Source organism: Streptomyces sp. NPDC005722 (assembly GCF_040630935.1).
Taxonomy (GTDB): domain Bacteria; phylum Actinomycetota; class Actinomycetes; order Streptomycetales; family Streptomycetaceae; genus Actinacidiphila.
Genome location: NZ_JBEXYN010000016.1, coordinates 115,892 through 131,870, shown reverse-complemented (window position 1 = coordinate 131,870; position 15,979 = coordinate 115,892). Strand labels below are relative to the sequence as shown.

The 15,979-nt window shown below is 71.1% G+C and carries 14 protein-coding genes; 3 read left to right on the top strand and 11 right to left on the bottom strand.

The window, feature by feature from the left end; genetic code table 11:
• Complete coding sequence (locus ABZ479_RS20390) at positions 1-645, top strand: nucleoside/nucleotide kinase family protein (RefSeq protein WP_500462886.1); 645 nt, start codon at positions 1-3, stop codon at positions 643-645.
• Here the strand turns inward: ABZ479_RS20390 and ABZ479_RS20385 are convergent.
• From ABZ479_RS20385 to ABZ479_RS20375, 3 genes are read right to left on the bottom strand one after another with little or no spacing between them, the layout of a single operon-like run.
• Positions 626-1,453, bottom strand: coding sequence for an HAD family hydrolase (locus tag ABZ479_RS20385; RefSeq protein ID WP_500462885.1), 828 nt, complete (start codon positions 1,451-1,453; stop codon positions 626-628). The two genes, ABZ479_RS20390 and ABZ479_RS20385, sit on opposite strands and share 20 nt — an antisense overlap.
• Positions 1,450-3,876, bottom strand: a complete 2,427-nt coding sequence (locus ABZ479_RS20380; RefSeq protein ID WP_500462884.1) for a phosphoribosyltransferase — start codon at positions 3,874-3,876, stop codon at positions 1,450-1,452. The genes ABZ479_RS20385 and ABZ479_RS20380 overlap by 4 nt, the downstream gene beginning before the upstream one ends.
• Positions 3,877-3,908: 32 nt before the next feature.
• Positions 3,909-5,075 (bottom strand): HpcH/HpaI aldolase/citrate lyase family protein, encoded by a 1,167-nt coding sequence (locus ABZ479_RS20375; RefSeq protein WP_500462883.1) that lies wholly within the window; start codon positions 5,073-5,075, stop codon positions 3,909-3,911.
• 226 nt (positions 5,076-5,301) lie between these two features.
• Here ABZ479_RS20375 and ABZ479_RS20370 point away from each other — a divergent pair, with 226 nt between their 5' ends.
• The gene (locus ABZ479_RS20370) at positions 5,302-6,267 is read left to right on the top strand and encodes a TerD family protein (protein ID WP_500462882.1); all 966 of its coding nucleotides are present in this window, start codon (positions 5,302-5,304) and stop codon (positions 6,265-6,267) included.
• 25 nt (positions 6,268-6,292) lie between these two features.
• Here the strand turns inward: ABZ479_RS20370 and ABZ479_RS20365 are convergent, their stop codons facing one another.
• The 6 genes from ABZ479_RS20365 to ABZ479_RS20340 form a co-directional block, all read right to left on the bottom strand.
• Positions 6,293-7,024, bottom strand: a complete 732-nt coding sequence (locus tag ABZ479_RS20365) for a TerD family protein (protein WP_500462881.1) — start codon at positions 7,022-7,024, stop codon at positions 6,293-6,295.
• A gap of 82 nt (positions 7,025-7,106) precedes the next feature.
• Positions 7,107-8,249, bottom strand: a complete 1,143-nt coding sequence (locus tag ABZ479_RS20360; protein WP_500462880.1) for a DUF475 domain-containing protein — start codon at positions 8,247-8,249, stop codon at positions 7,107-7,109.
• 16 nt (positions 8,250-8,265) lie between these two features.
• Complete coding sequence (locus tag ABZ479_RS20355) at positions 8,266-8,841, bottom strand: TerD family protein (protein ID WP_500462879.1); 576 nt, start codon at positions 8,839-8,841, stop codon at positions 8,266-8,268.
• 62 nt (positions 8,842-8,903) lie between these two features.
• Entirely contained in the window at positions 8,904-9,479 is a 576-nt protein-coding gene (locus ABZ479_RS20350) for a TerD family protein (protein WP_499598660.1), read from the bottom strand.
• Positions 9,480-9,552: 73 nt separating this feature from the next.
• Complete coding sequence (locus ABZ479_RS20345; RefSeq protein ID WP_500462878.1) at positions 9,553-10,011, bottom strand: peroxiredoxin; 459 nt, start codon at positions 10,009-10,011, stop codon at positions 9,553-9,555.
• A 132-nt stretch (positions 10,012-10,143) separates the two neighbouring features.
• A complete protein-coding gene (locus tag ABZ479_RS20340) occupies positions 10,144-10,584 on the bottom strand; it encodes a DUF3052 domain-containing protein (RefSeq protein ID WP_026250565.1) in 441 nt (146 codons plus the stop codon).
• Between the two features lie 406 nt (positions 10,585-10,990).
• Between ABZ479_RS20340 and aceE the strand changes: the two genes are divergently transcribed.
• Positions 10,991-13,735, top strand: coding sequence for a pyruvate dehydrogenase (acetyl-transferring), homodimeric type (gene aceE, locus ABZ479_RS20335; protein WP_500462877.1), 2,745 nt, complete (start codon positions 10,991-10,993; stop codon positions 13,733-13,735).
• A gap of 79 nt (positions 13,736-13,814) precedes the next feature.
• On the opposite strand, the gene ABZ479_RS20330 is transcribed toward aceE, so the two are convergent.
• Together ABZ479_RS20330 and ABZ479_RS20325 are read right to left on the bottom strand one after the other, a co-directional pair.
• On the bottom strand, positions 13,815-14,204 hold the full coding sequence (locus ABZ479_RS20330) for a peptidase inhibitor family I36 protein (RefSeq protein ID WP_500462876.1): 390 nt from the start codon (positions 14,202-14,204) through the stop codon (positions 13,815-13,817).
• Positions 14,205-14,308: 104 nt separating this feature from the next.
• Positions 14,309-15,910 carry an MFS transporter gene (locus ABZ479_RS20325; protein WP_499598667.1) on the bottom strand — a complete coding sequence of 534 codons (1,602 nt, stop codon included), beginning with the start codon at positions 15,908-15,910 and terminating at the stop codon, positions 14,309-14,311.
• Positions 15,911-15,979: the final 69 nt, after the last annotated feature.

The window sequence follows — 15,979 nt, the reverse complement described above, 5'->3', positions numbered from 1 at the left end:
ATGTACGTGGATGACGTCCTCGCCCTGGTGCCCAGCATGCCAGGCAGGCGGGTTCTGCTGGGGCTGACGGGTGCGCCCGCGGCGGGCAAGTCGACGCTGGCCCGTTCGCTGGTGGAGGGGGTCGACGCGCGGCTCGGCGCGGGCACCGCGGCCTACGTGCCGATGGACGGCTTCCACCTCTCCAACGCCCAGCTGGACCGGCTCGGGCTGCGCGGCCGCAAGGGCGCGCCGGAGACCTTCGACGTGGACGGCTACGTCCACCTGCTGCGGCGGCTGCGCTCGTGGCAGGGCCGTACCGTCTACGCGCCGGACTTCGACCGGGCGCTGGACGAGCCGGTCGCGGCGGGGATCGCCGTGCCGCCCGGGGCCCGGCTGGTCGTGACGGAGGGGAACTACCTGGCGGACGACGCCGCCGGCTGGCACGAGGTCAGGGACCTGCTGGACGAGCTGTGGTTCGTCGAGGCCGACCCGGCGGTCCGCGAGGAGCGGCTGCTGGAACGGCATCTGACGGGCGGTCGCACCGAGTCGGAGGCCTGGGCCTTCATCGAGGCCAGCGAACGGCCGAACGCGCTGCGCGTCGAGGCGACGCGCAGCGCGTGCACGCGGGTCGTGCGGCCGGACGGGGTCAGCGGCGCGCCACGCTGAGCATCCGGCGCAGGATCTCCTCCCCCGCCGCGACGCCCGGCAGGGTCAGCGCGTCGACGTGCGGCGCGCCCCAGCCGGTGTCGGCGAGTTCGCCGTGGCCGGGCCGCCAGGCGGTGTGGGCGGCGAGCAGCAGGTCCGCGTCGAGCAGGGAGTCGCCCGCGGCGAGCACGTGGTCGGCGCCGGTGCGGCGGACGACCTCGGCCAGGGCCGCGGACTTGGTGAGGGGCTTGGGGACGGCGTAGACCTTGCGGCCCTGCAGCGAGACCGTCCAGCCGCGCTCCTCGGCCCATTCGGCGAGGTCCTTCACCCAGAGCTCGGGCAACAGCGACCGCTCCACGACCAGGTAGACGAACAGGTCCTCGGCGACGCGCTCCTTGCGCAGCCAGGACCCGTCCGAGGTGCGGGCCAGGTAGGCGCGGACCTCCTCCAGCGGCGCGCAGCCCTCGGCGAGGCGGCGGCGCATCTCGGCGTTCCAGTCGTGGTCGGTGTGGCCCTTGACCAGGAGGTGCCCGCCGTTGGCGCAGATCGCGTACCGCGGCACCGGGCCCGGCAGGTTGATGCGCCGGTACTGCTTGCGGGTGCGGGTCGTCGCCGGGACGAACTCGGCGGCGGCGGCGAGCCGCTGGATCAGCACGGCGGCGTTCTCGGTCATGAAGGACAGCGGCCGGCCCTCGTGCACCTCGACGCACAGCAGCCGCGGTGCCTCCTCGTCGGCCATGGACAGGGCCAGGGCCGAGGGCGAGTAGATGAGGGTGCGGTCCAGGTCGCTGGCGACGAGGGACTTCACGATCTCCGGGCGTTGCTTCACTTGGCCTCCACCGCCTTGCCGTCCGTTCCGGTCGCGCCCCGGGTGAAGCGCGGGTGGATCAGCCCGACGCAGGAGTACGGCAGGTCGTCCACCTCCTCCACCGGAACGCCGCGCTGCTCGGCGAGCAGCCGGATGTGCGCCAGGTCGCCGCCCGCGCCGCGCCGGGCGAGGACCCGCCAGGGCACGCGGCGCAGCAGCACCCGGGTGGTCTCGCCGACGCCGGGCTTGACCAGGTTGACGTCCCCGATCCCGTACTCCTCGCTGATCCGCTCGACGGCCTTCCAGCCCTCCCAGGTGGGCGTGCGGTCGCCGGCCTGGAGTTCCTTGACGTCGCGGGCGACCTCGTCGGTCACGGCGGCGAAGCGGGCCGACACCTCGTCCAGGAAGAGGCCGGAGACGTCCGAGCCGGCCAGCTCGCGGTAGAACTTGGCGCCGTGGAACTCGTCGGGGCCGATCAGGTCGGAGCGCAGCACGGTGCGCGAGACCAGGCCGGAGACGGTCGAGTTCAGGCACGCGGACGGGATGAGGAAGTCGTCGCGGGTGCCGAAGGTGCGGACGCACGAGCCGGGGTCGGCGAGCACCGCGATCTCCGGGTCGAAGCCCCCGAACGGGGCCACGGCGTCGGCCAGTTCGCGGGTGATGGCGCCCTTGCCGGTCCAGCCGTCGACGAACACCGCACGGGCGGGGTCGTGGTGATCGGCCAGCCAGCGCAGGGCGGTGGTGTCGATGCCGCGGCCGCGGACGATGGACACGGCGTAGTGCGGGAGGTCCAGGCCGTGCGCGTGCCGGGCCCAGCGGCGCATCAGCACGCCGACCGGGGTGCCCGCGCGGGCCAGCGACACCAGGACGGCGTCCGGGCCGCGTTCGGCGAGCACCAGCTCGGTCACGGCGCCGACGGCGCGGGCGATCCGGCCGGCGGAGTCCGCCAGCGCGGACCGGAACAGCTCCTGGTACTCCGCGCTGGGCTGGTACTCCACGGGCAGCGACTCGGCGTAGTGCGCCCCGCCGCTCTGGATGGCCTCCTCGCGCTCCTCGGTGGGCGCCTCCAGCTCGACGTCGGAGAGGTCCTTCAGCAGCCAGCCGACCTCGTCGGCGGCGTACGAGGAGAACGCGGGTCCGCGCAGCGGCTCCGGGAGCGTGGGGGCGGGCGGGCGGGGTTCGTACGAGGGCACCACGGCCAGCAGGAGCCTTTCGGTGTGGGCGGCGAGCTGCGCGAGCAGCCCGCCGGGGGCGTGCAGGGCGGGCGTGTCGCCCGCGCTGTCCACGACGGCGACGACGGTGTCGAAGCCCGCGCCCGCCACGTTGTACGCGTAGCGCTCGCCGGGGCCGTCGGCGGGCCCGTCGTGGTCGGGGAAGGTGATCCGGGTGCGTATCGCGTACCCCGGGTCGTCCACGGCCAGGACCGGCGAGCGGGTCGTCGTGGAGAACCGCACCTCCGCGGCGGGCAGGGCGTCCTGCAGGGCCTGCGCCAGCCGCAGCGGGGCGTACATCAGCTCCTCGTTGCCGAGCACGAGGACGCGCCGGGCCGGGTTGCCGCCGAGGACGCGCAGGTCCTCCGCCAGGCCTGCCGCCATCGCGGGCAGCGCCGCCTCCAGCCGTGCGCGGTGCACGGGCGTGAAGCCGTGCCGGCCGCCGTCGGGCAGCCCGGCGGGCCAGTCGAGCCGCGCCCGGTGCGGCACCGCGGCCGCGGCCGCGGCCCGGCAGGCCGGCTCGGCGGCGGCATGGGCGGCGACCAGGGCCTGGCCCCGCTCCAGCACGCCTTCGGGGAGGCCGACCGTGCCCGAGGCCAGGGCGAGGACGTCGACGCCCGCGCCCAGGTCGGCCGCGAAGCGGTCGAGGAGTGCGCGGTCGGCCTCCGAGCGCATGTCGACCAGGGCGACCACGACGTAGCGGCGGCGCGGGTAGCGGGCGTGCAGCGCCCGCACCGTGTTGAGCACCGTCCGGCCGGTGGAGAACTCGTCGTCGACCAGCACCAGCGGCCCGTCCCCGGACAGCAGGCCGGCGTCCTCGGGCAGCAGGAGGTGCGAGGTGGCGTGGCTGTGCTCCTCCTCGAAGCCGCCGACCGGCTCGACCCCGGCGACCGGGCGCCGCGTGGAGTGCAGGTACGGGGCGGTGCCGACGCCGTCGGCCACGGCGTGCCCGAGGCCGGTCGCGGTCTCGGCGTAGCCGAGCACCACGGCGCGGGCCGCCTCCTCATCGCCCAGCAGCTCCCGCACGCGCACGCCGAGCCCGTACCCGGCGTCGTAGACGACCCGCGGGCGCTGCGGCACGTGCTTGCCCAGCACGTTGGAGACGAGCAGGTGCGCGCGCTTGGGGTTGCGGCGCAGGGCGAGGCCGAGCAGACCGCTCAGCCCCTCTCCCCGCAGGGTGACGCCGAGGCGGTCGGCGACCCACTGCCCGGACCAGACGTGCTCGACTGCCATGCGCTCGGCACTCTCCCTCTCGCTGTGGTCGGTCACGACGGCACGCACGCGGAGAGCAGTTCGACGAAGCCGATCTCCTCCCGTGCCACGCCGAAGACCTCGGCGCGCCGCACGGTGCGCTCGGCCCAGGCGCGGTGCGGCTTCACCTCGTTCATCTTGTTCGTGTAGGCCGAGCGCAGCACGCCCCCGCCGCTGCGGTCCTCGTGGAGTATGTCGACGGCGTCGCTCCACTCCTCGTGGGAGACGACGCTGAGCGCGTGCACGGGCTGGACGTGCGAGGGGTGGATGCAGGTCTTGCCCTGCAGGCCGTTCGTCCGGTCCAGTTCGATCTCGCGCAGCAGCCCGTCCATGTCGCGCTGGATGAGGGCCTCGCGCAGGTCCACGGCCGCGGGGACGAAGGGGCTCTGCCGCAGCAGTGGCTTGAACATGCGCTCGGAGTGCTTGAAGTACTCCCAGACCGGTCCGGTGATGGTGAAGCCGGTGCCGTCGGCGCGCCCGAGGACGTTGACGACGTCGGCGATGATCGAGGCGACGATGCGGACGTCGTAGGCGGTCATGTCGGGCGAGCGGCGCAGCCCGTAGGCGGAGCAGAAGTCGGTGACGCCCAGCCGCAGTGCGAGGACCCGGTCACGGTACTTGTCGACGGTGCGGGAGATGCCGTACAGCGTCTCGGTGCGGGTCTCCAGGTGGAGCAGTTGCGGGGACTCCAGGACCGGCATCGCGAACAGCCGCCGTCCGCTGTCCGCCTCGGCGGCGGCGAGGGCCTCCAGGAAGGGGACCCCGGACTCCTCGGTGAACTTGGGGAGCACGAACCCGGAGAGCAGGGACGCGTGGTCGCCGAGCCGGCGGACGAGGTCGGTGATCTGGCCGGGGGTGCGGACGCGGATGAAGAGCAGCGGGGGGTCGCCGTCCGGGATCCGGTGGGACAGTTCGCCGAACTGGCGGACCAGGTTCTCCTCCGCGGCCTCGACGTCGCCGTCGTCGATGGAGTCCTCCAGGCACAGCACCATCGAGACGACCCCACGCGCGGCCTGCTTGAGCACGTCGTCGGCGAGCCGCGACCGGGTGGCCGGGCAGTAGAGGGTGGCGCCGAGGGCGACGGCGAGCGTGCCGGCCGTCGAGGCCGCGGTGAACTCCGCGGGCTCCCGGTGGAAGAGCTCGTTCCGTACGTCCGGCGCGAGGTGCCCGAAGTGGCGCATGCGTTCCCCCGTGGCAGGTGGTGGATGGTGTGGTGGGAAGCGTCCCCCGACGCCGTGGCCGATTATCGTACGTGTGAGCCCCCTGCGGACGTTCCCGGCGTACGTGAAAATCAGGTAACCCCCGCGGGTCCGGAACGTGTCGACCTGTCCGCATCTCTCCCCCGCGCCACACCCGTCACACGCCCCGCGTTGTGGCCACGGCCCCCGGGAGGGCAGGATTACGCGCATGACGCAGGCGATGGTGAAGGGCTCCAACATCCCGGTGACGGCCTCGGGGGTGCGGGCGGTGCTCCGCTGGAGCCCGGGGGCGGGTGTGCCGGACGTCGACGCCTCGGCGCTGCTGCTGGGTGCGGACGGCCGGGTGCGCTCGGACGAGGACTTCATCTTCTACAACCAGCCCCGGCACCCTGGGGGCGCCGCCCGGCACCTGCCCAAGCGCAGCGAGCCGGCCGGCCTGACGGACGCGATCGAGGTCGACCTGACCGCGCTGGAGGAGGGCGTGGACCGGGTGGTCGTCGCGGCCTCCTCGGACGGCGGCCCCTTCGCCCTGGTCTCCGACCTGACGGTGCTGCTCTACGACACGGCAGGCGGCGCCGACGCCGAGCCGCTGGCGCTCTTCGACGTCGTCCCGGACACCGGCGACGAGTCGGCCCTGATCTGCGGCGAGCTGTACCGCCGGTCGGGCGGCTGGAAGTTCCGCGCGCTGGGGCAGGGCTACGCGGCGGGGCTGGAGGCGCTGGCCACCGAGTTCGGCATCACCGTGGAGGAGGGCGACCTCGACGAGGCGCCGCCGCCGCGGCCGGAGGGCGAGGCGGCCGCGGTGCCGCAGCCCGTGCCGCCGACCGTCGCGGTGACCGGGGAGCCGGACGCGTACACCCTGCAGGCCCCGTCCCAGGTGCCCCCGCAGCCCAGCGCGCCGCCCTCCTACGGCTACCCGCAGGAGCCCCAGCCCACAGTGGCCGCCCCGGCGTACGGCTACCCGCAGGAGCCCCAGCCGACCGTGGCCGCGGCCCCGGCGTACGGGTACCCGCAGGAGCCCCAGGCCACGGTGGCCGCCGCCCCGGCGTACGGCTACCCGCAGGAGCAGCCCGCGCCGACCTCCGCGGCCCCCGGTCCCGCGTACGGCTACCCGCAGCCGGTCCAGGGGTTCCGGCTGCCGCCGATGGGCCCGCAGTTCCAGGAACGCCGCTGAGCGGGCCCGGCACGGGGCCGCGCGCTCAGACCTTGGTCTTGTAGCCGCGGCCCCACTGCAGGCCCCAGCCGTAGAGCCGGTCGAGCTCGGCCTGGAAGCCGTAGACGTACTTCACCTCGCGGCGCACGGTCAGGTCGCCCTTCCTGTTCTCGATGAGCACCACGGCGCAGGAGCGGGCCTGCGGTTCGCGCTCGTCCAGCAGGATCTCGATCCGCGGGCCCGAACTGGGGAAGATCTCCACCTTGGCGTGGGTGCGGTCGAAGGCGGGCGTGCCGTCGTAGATGTAGACGAACACGAGCATGCGCCTGAACTCTTCGTGCTTGTCGAGGTTGATGTAGAGCGTCTCGCCGGACGAGCCGCCGAAGCGGTCGTCGCCGGTCATCTGGATGTACGGCGGGGCGTCGAGGTCGCCGAGGAAGTTGCCGAGCGGCTGGACCACGCCCTTGGTGCCGTCGGCCAGCTCGTACATGCACGCCAGGTCGAGGTCGACGTTGACCATGGCGGGGCCGGCGGCCTGCACGGGCTCCGGCTTGAACAGGTGCATCTGCCGGCTCAGCCAGGAGCCGCTGCGCTGGTTCCAGCCGCCGGTGTCGGAGGTGCGCATCTGCCAGGACAGGTTGATGCGCAGGTTGCCGACGGCCGCGCCCTGCTTGGACAGCGAGACGACCTGGTGCCGCTTGGTGAGCTCGATGGTGTGCGCGTTCGCCATGTCGAACTGCGCGTTGAAGCCGCCGCTCGGCCGCAGGAAGTTCCACATGTCCGTCCGTCCCCTGCACGCAGGCCGCCCCCCACCGGTCGGCGGGGGGCGGCGTGAACCCGATTGTCGTGACGAGCCGGGGTCAGACCCCGCTCGTCACCTCCGTCTTGTCGTCCCGCTGCTCGGAGCTTTCCCCGAGACGGCGGTTTCGCACCACCGACGACCAGTAGGAAGCGCCGATCAGGACGACGCCGATGAGGCCGGTGATGACCTCGTTGATCTCGAACCTGATCGTCACCAGGAGGATGACGGCCAGCGCGCCGATCGCGTAGTGCGCGCCGTGCTCCAGGTAGACGTAGTCGTCCAGGGTGCCCTTGCGGACCAGGTAGACGGTCAGCGACCGGATGTACATCGCACCGATACCGAGGCCGAGGGCGATGATGAAGATGTCGTTGGAGATCGCGAACGCGCCGATGACGCCGTCGAAGGAGAACGACGCGTCGATGACCTCGAGGTAGAGGAAGAGGAAGAACGCCGCCTTGCCCGCCAGGCCCACGGCCGAGGCGCCGCTGCCGGCCGGCTTGCCGCCCGAGCTGATCTCCTCGAGCTCCTCGTCGGCCTCGTCCGCCTCGTCCTCCAGCTTGTCCTCGAAGTAGCTCGAGATGCCGCCGACGACGAGGTAGGTGATGAGGCCGCCGATGCCGGAGAGCAGCACCGTGGAGGACTTGTCGCCGCCGCCGTGCGGGACGGCGGTGGCGAGGGTGGTGGCGGTGATCAGCAGGGCGACCAGGGCGACGACCACGGAGAGCGTGTCGAGCTTGCCGAGCTTGGAGAGGGGCTTCTCCAGCCAGGCGAGCCACTTGTGCTCCCGCTCCTCGAAGATGAAGTCGAGGAAGATCATCAACAGGAACATCCCGCCGAACGCGGCGATCGCCGGGTGCGCGGAGGTGACGAGGTGCTCGTACTGTTCCTTGTTGTTGATCGCCAGGTCGATGGCCTCGATGGGCCCGAGCTTCGCCGTGATCGACACGATGATGATCGGGAACACGAGTCGCATGCCGAAGACGGCGATCAGAATGCCGATGGTGAGGAAGATCTTCTGCCAGAAGGCATTCATCTTCCGCAGGATGCCGGCGTTGATCACCGCGTTGTCGAAGGAGAGCGAGATCTCCAGCACCGACAGGATGGCGACGAGGGCAAGCCCCTCCGCACCCCACAGATAACCGGCGAGGGCGAGGCCGGCGGCGGTGACACCGAACGACCAGCCGAAAGTTCGGAGGAGCACTGGATATCCAATCCCTTTACGAAACGTTGACCCCAAAGTCTAGGGCGATGCCCCGGAGCCCTGATGCATACCCCTGGCCAACGGCTCGGAACTTCCATTCGCCGCCGTACCTGTAGAGCTCACCGAAGATCATCGCTGTTTCGCTCGAGGCGTCCTCGGAGAGGTCGTAGCGCGCCAGTTCGCTCTGGTCGGTCTGGTTGACCACCCGGATGAAGGCATTGCTGACCTGGCCGAAGGTCTGGCCCCGGGCATCGGCGTCGTAGATGGAGACCGGGAAGACGATCTTGTCGACCCGCTCGGGCACGGCGGACAGGTCCACCAGCAGGACCTCGTCGTCGCCGTCGCCGTCACCGGTCAGGTTGTCGCCGGTGTGCTCGACCGAGCCCTCCGGGCTCTTGAGGTTGTTGTAGAAGACGAAGTACTCGTCGCCGAGCACCCGGCCCGAGGCGCACAGCAGGGCGCTGGCGTCCAGGTCGAAGGGCGCCCCGGTGGTGGAGCGCGCGTCCCAGCCGAGCCCGATCAGGACCTGGGTCAGATTGGGTGCGGCCTTGGTGAGGGAGACATTGCCCCCCTTGGCGAGCGTCACGCCCATGCTGTTCTCCTCCCCCGCGGGGCTCGCGGCCCGCCGTGCGCGGACCGCGAGGCCCCGGCGAATCAGACGTTGACGCCGAAGTCCTGCGCGATGCCGCGCAGGCCGGACGCGTAACCCTGGCCGATGGCCCGGAACTTCCACTCCGCACCGTGCCGGTAGAGCTCGCCGAAGACCATCGCCGTCTCGGTCGAGGCGTCCTCGGTGAGGTCGTAGCGGGCCAGTTCCTTGTCGTCGGCCTGGTTGACGACGCGGATGAACGCGTTGCGGACCTGGCCGAACGACTGCTGACGGGTCTCGGCGTCGTAGATCGACACCGGGAAGACGATCTTGGCGACCTCGGCCGGCACGCCGGCCAGGTTCACCTTGATCTGCTCGTCGTCCCCTTCGCCCTCGCCGGTGATGTTGTCACCGGTGTGCTCCACGGAGCCGTCGGGGCTCCTGAGGTTGTTGAAGAAGACGAAGTGCTGGTCGGAGAGCACCTTGCCCTCGGTGCCCGTGAGCAGGGCACTGGCGTCGAGGTCGAAGTCGGCGCCCGTGGTGGTGCGGGCGTCCCAGCCGAGGCCGACGATGACGGCCGTGAGGTTGGGGGCCTCCTTCGTCAGCGATACGTTGCCACCCTTGCTGAGGCTGACTCCCACGAGTCCTCCCATGTCATCGCGTGCTGCTCGTATCAGGATCAACGCCCTGAGGTTAGTACCCGGTTCCCCAGGACTACAGGGCTTCGAGCGCCTTGACGTACTCGTTCAGGTCACGGGCGTCCGGCAGGCCGTTGACGACGGTCCAGCGGATCAGGCCCTCCCTGTCGATGACGAAGGTGCCGCGCACCGCGCAGCCCTTGTCCTCGGCGAAGACGCCGTAGGCGCGGGAGACCTCGCCGTGCGGCCAGAAGTCGGAGAGCAGCGGGTACTCCAGGCCCTCCTGGTCGGAGAAGACGCGCTGGGTGTGCATCGAGTCGTTGGAGACCGCGAGCAGCTGGACGTCGTCGTTCTGGAAGGCCGGCAGCTCGTCGCGGAGCGCGCACAGTTCGCCGGTGCAGACCCCGGTGAAGGCGAAGGGGAAGAAGAGCAGGACGACGTTCTTGGAGCCCTTGAAGTCGGACAGCCGCACGGTCCGGCCGTGCTGGTCCCGCAACGCGAAGTCGGGGGCCTGGTCGCCTACGGCGAGCGCCATGGTGGACACACCTCTCGGTGGACGGAGACGGACCCACGGCCGGGTCCCTCCGTCAGTCTCGCACCGCGGGACGCACGCGGTACGAGGCGCCCCCGCGACGCTCGGTCACGGGGGCGCGGTACCGGGCTGCGCTCAGCGCTTGCCGGCCTTCGCCGTCTTGGGGGTCACCAGACGACTGGCGGTCCAGTCCTTGGAGACGTTGACACTGCTGGTCTGAGCCAGGCCCGCGGTCTGCGCGGCCTCTCCGATGTCACTCGGCTCGACGTGCCCGTCACGGCCGGTCTTCGGGGTCATGAGCCAGATCTGGGCGCCCTCGTCGATGGCGGACGTGGCGTCGACCAGGGCGTCGGTCAGATCGCCGTCATCATCACGGAACCACAGGATGACGCCGTCGGCGACGTCGTCGTACTCCTCGTCCGCGAGCTCTTCGCCCGTGATCCCCTCAATACCCTCACGGAGCTCGTGATCGACGTCGTCGTCGTAGCCGAGCTCCTGGACCACCTGTCCGGGCTCAAAACCAAGCCGGCTCGCCGGGTTGGTTTGCTCCTCCGCGTGGCCCGCGGTCGCGCTCACGCTCTGCCTCCTGTCATGGGGGTTGTCTTCCCGCTCCTGTGCGGGGTTATGGGCGGTAGTCCACACGGGCGCGGCGGATCGCGCAAGTACCCAGCCGCCCATCCCGCCCAAACGTTGACGTGTCACCGCAACCCGAACCGTGAGGGGTGACGTGGCTCACTCCACTATGCCAGGGTTTCTCCCGAATCGGGGTTGCGGTCGGTCGTACGTCCGAGTGGGCGTAGAGTTGCGGTTTGGTCGAACGGCCACCGGACAGCCATGCGAGAGCCTCAAGAGGGTCTGGAAGAGGGGTCTGTCTCACTTAGTGGTGGTTACCACTCAGTAGAGATGACGTATCCCGAACGCGCGGTACACGATGGAGGCGGCGCGACCCAGCAGAGCAAGACCCTAGAAGCGAAGGAATAGCGTGGCTTCCGGATCAGATCGCAACCCGATCATCATTGGCGGCCTTCCCAGCCAGGTCCCGGATTTCGATCCCGAGGAGACGGCGGAATGGCTCGACTCGCTTGACGCCGCCATCGACGAGCGCGGACGCGAGCGCGCCCGCTACCTCATGCTCCGCCTGATCGAGCGAGCCCGCGAGCGGCGGGTTGCCGTGCCCGAGATGCGCAGCACCGATTACGTCAACACCATCGCCACCAAGGACGAGCCGTTCTTCCCCGGCAACGAGGACATCGAGCGGCGCATCCTGAACGCGACCCGCTGGAACGCGGCGGTCATGGTGTCCCGGGCGCAGCGCCCGGGCATCGGCGTCGGCGGGCACATCGCCACCTTCGCGTCCTCGGCCTCCCTGTACGACGTGGGCTTCAACCACTTCTTCCGGGGCAAGGACGACGGCAAGGGCGGGGACCAGATCTTCTTCCAGGGCCACGCCTCCCCTGGTGTGTACGCCCGTGCCTTCATGCTGGACCGGCTCTCCGAGACCCAGCTCGACGCCTTCCGCCAGGAGAAGTCCAAGGCGCCGTACGGCCTGTCGAGCTACCCGCACCCGCGGCTCATGCCGGACTTCTGGGAGTTCCCGACCGTCTCCATGGGCCTCGGCCCGCTGGGCGCGATCTACCAGGCGCGGATGAACCGCTACCTGCAGGCGCGCGGCATCGCCGACACCGAGCAGTCGCACGTGTGGGCCTTCCTCGGCGACGGCGAGATGGACGAGCCCGAGTCACTCGGCCAGCTCTCCCTGGCCGCCCGTGAGGGCCTGGACAACCTCACCTTCGTCGTCAACTGCAACCTGCAGCGGCTCGACGGCCCGGTGCGCGGCAACGGCAAGATCATCCAGGAGCTGGAGTCGCAGTTCCGCGGTGCCGGCTGGAACGTCATCAAGCTGATCTGGGACCGCACCTGGGACCCGCTGCTCGCCCAGGACCGCGACGGCGTGCTGGTGAACAAGCTCAACACCACGCCCGACGGCCAGTTCCAGACCTACGCCACCGAGACCGGCGAGTACATCCGCGACCACTTCTTCGGCGACGACCACCGGCTGCGCAAGATGGTCGAGGGCCTCAGCGACGCCCAGATCCTGCACCTGGGCCGCGGCGGCCACGACCACCGCAAGATCTACGCGGCGTACAAGGCGGCCCGCGAGCACAAGGGCCAGCCGACCGTGATCCTGGCCCAGACCGTCAAGGGCTGGACGCTCGGCCCCAACTTCGAGGGCCGCAACGCGACCCACCAGATGAAGAAGCTGACGGTCGACGACCTCAAGCGCTTCCGCGACCGCCTGCACCTGCCGATCGCCGACAAGGAGCTGGAGTCCGGCGCGCCGCCGTACTACCACCCGGGCCGGAACTCGGAGGAGATCCAGTACATGCACGACCGGCGCAAGGGCCTGGGCGGCTACGTCCCGACCCGCGTCGTGCGCGCGAAGCCGCTGGCCCTGCCGGACGACAAGGCCTACGCGGGCACCCGCAAGGGCTCCGGCCAGCAGACGATCGCCACCACCATGGCCTTCGTCCGGCTGCTGAAGGACCTCATGCGGGACAAGGAGATCGGCAAGCGCTTCGTGCCGATCGCCCCGGACGAGTACCGCACCTTCGGCATGGACTCGCTCTTCCCGTCGGCCAAGATCTACAACCCGCTGGGCCAGACGTACGAGTCGGTCGACCGCGAGCTGCTGCTGGCGTACAAGGAGTCCCCGACCGGCCAGATGCTGCACGACGGCATCTCCGAGGCGGGCTGCACCGCCTCGCTGATCGCCGCCGGGTCGTCCTACGCGACCCACGGCGAGCCGCTGATCCCGGTCTACGTCTTCTACTCGATGTTCGGCTTCCAGCGGACCGGCGACCAGTTCTGGCAGATGGCCGACCAGCTGGCGCGCGGTTTCGTGCTGGGCGCCACGGCGGGCCGCACCACCCTCACCGGTGAGGGCCTGCAGCACGCCGACGGCCACTCGCACCTGCTGGCCTCGACCAACCCGGCCGTCGTCGCGTACGACCCCGCGTTCGGCTTCGAGATGGCGCACATCGTCCGGGACGGCCTGCGCCGCATGTACGGCGAGCCCGCCCCCGGCGAGGACCCGAACGTCTTCTACTACCTCACCGTCTACAACGAGCCGATCGTCCAGCCGGCCGAGCCGGAGAACGTGGACGTCGAGGGCATCCTCAGGGGCCTGTACAAGTACCGGGCCGCCGAGGCGGGCGCGATCCCGGCGCAGATCCTGGCCTCCGGCGTGAGCGTGCCGTGGGCGCTGGAGGCGCAGCGGATCCTCGCCGAGGAGTGGAACGTCCGGGCCGACGTGTGGTCCGCGACCTCCTGGAACGAGCTGCGGCGCGACGCCGTCGAGGCCGAGGAGCACAACCTGCTCCACCCGGAGGAGGAGCAGCGCGTCCCCTACGTGACGCGGAAGCTCAGCGGCTCCGAGGGCCCGTTCGTGGCCGTCTCGGACTGGATGCGGGCCGTCCCGGACCAGATCTCCCGCTGGGTGCCGGGCACCTGGCAGTCGCTCGGTGCCGACGGCTTCGGCTTCGCCGACACCCGTGGCGCGGCGCGCCGGTTCTTCCACATCGACGCCCAGTCGGTGGTCCTCGGCGTGCTCACCGAGCTCGCCCGGGAGGGGAAGATCGACCGCTCCGTGCTGAAGCAGGCGATCGACCGCTACCAGCTGCTCGACGTCGCCGCCGCCGACCCCGGCGCTGCGGGCGGCGACGCGTAACACCGTCGTCCCGACCGGGCCCCCGCCGCGCGACCGCGCGGCGGGGGCCCGGCGTTTCCCGGCTCCCCGCGGGCTCGTGTCACTGGTCGACGATCTGGAAGGCGCGGACGGTGTGCCCGGACTCCGGGACCCAGGTGCCCGACGGGAACGTCTCGAAGTCGCCCTCGGTGGAGCACTCGGCGCTCTGGTAGGTCGTCACGAGCTTGCGCGTCCGGTTGACGAACGACTTCGCGGACGTCCCGGGCGGCAGCGGCACACAGGAGTTGACGTCGGTGTCGGCGAGCTCGTGGACGAGCCGCGCCCCGCGGAATCCCGGCTTCCCCCACAGGCACAGCTCCCCCGGGTCGCAGCGGCCGGCCGGACCGGCCGTGGGGCCGGCCGCCGTGGGGGCGGCGGCCGCGGGCGGCGCGGGGGCCGCCAGGGCCGCCGCCGCCGCGGTCAGGGCAAGGGTCAGGGCCGCACTGCGCATGTGGATCACTCCCCCGTGGTGGTCGGAGTTCCACGGTGAACGGCGAGGCCCGGGGCCGCCAAGGGCCCCGGGCCTCGTTCACCCGGATAGGGAAACCTCCGGCGTCAGATGTGCACCCCGCCGCCCGCGGCGTCGGCGTTGACGCCGCGCTTGGTCAGGAAGGCGATGCCCGCGGCGAAGGCCGCCACGACACCGGCGACGGTGAAGGCCAGCCCCATCCCCGAGAGGAAGGTCTCGTTGGTGACCTTGGTGATCAGCGCGACGACCTCGGCCGGGGTGTCCTTGGCGACGGGCGGCACGCCGACCACGACCGCGTCGGCGGCCTGCGCCGCCTGCTCGCCCTTCAGCGGCGGCAGGCCGGCCGCGGCCCACTTCTCGGGCAGCGCGCTGTCCACCCGCGAGGCCATGATCGTGCCGAGGACGGCGGTACCGAGGCTGCCGCCGACCTGCATGGCGGAGCCCTGGAGGCCGCCGGCCACACCGGACAGCTCCAGCGGGGCGTTGCCGACGATGACGTCGGTGGCGCCGACCATCACCGGGGCCAGGCCGAGGCCCAGCAGCGCGAACCACAGGGACATGACCCCGGTGCCGGAGTCGGCCTCCAGGCCGGTCATGCCGAACATGGCGACCGCCGTGCACACCATGCCGCCGACCAGCGGCACCCGGGGACCGAACTTGGTGATCAGCGCGCCCGCCACGGGCGAGCTGACGATCATCATCGCGGTGAGCGGCAGCAGGTGGACGCCGCACTCCACCGCCGACATGCCGTGGACGTTCTGCAGGTAGAAGGTGACGAAGAACAGGCCGCCCAGGAAGGCGAAGGCCATGAGCACCATCAGCGCGGTGCCCGCGGACAGCGGCACCGAACGGAACATCCGCAGCGGGATCAGCGGCTCGGAGGCCTTGGTCTCCCAGAGCGCGAACAGGACGAAGAGCAGCACGGAGCCGACCAGGAAGCCCAGGGTCAGCGGGTCGCCCCAGCCCCACTCCGGGGCCTTGATCAGGCCCCAGACCAGACCGAACATCGCACTGGAGAGCAGCACGATGCCGGGGACGTCGAAGGACCGCGGGGCGTTCTCGGCACGCACGTCCTTGAGGATGACCAGGCCCAGGACCAGCGCGACCAGACCCACGGGCACGTTGATGAAGAAGACCGACTCCCAGTTGACGTGCTCGACGAGCAGACCGCCCGCGATCGGCCCGGCGGCGGTGGAGGCACCGATGACCATGCCCCAGATGCCGATGGCCATGTTGAGCTTCTCGGCCGGGAAGGTGGCGCGCAGCAGGCCGAGCGCGGCGGGCTGCAGCAGCGCGCCGAACACGCCCTGCAGGACGCGGAGCGCGATCACCATGCCGACGCCGCTGGACACCCCGATCAGGCCGGAGGTGAGGGCGAAGCCCGCGAGGCCGACGAGGAAGGTCTGGCGGTGGCCGAACCGGTCGCCGAGCTTGCCCGCGGTGATCAGCGAGACCGCCAGGGCCAGCATGTAGCCGGTGGTGATCCACTGGATCTGCTCGCGGGAGGCACCCAGGTCGGCTTGGATGGCCGGGTTGGCGACGGCGACGATCGTGCCGTCCAGGGCCACCACCATGACGCCGATGGCGACCGAGAACAGGGTCAGCCAGGGGTGGCCGCGGAGGGGTTTCTTGGAAGGCGCCGGTATCGAGTCCGGGGCCTTGTCGGTGACGACGGAGCCTTGGGTCATGGGCAAGAGATTATGTCAGTGCCTGACATTTGACCAAAGCAGTCATCCGTCGGTAACTGTCAGGAAGCA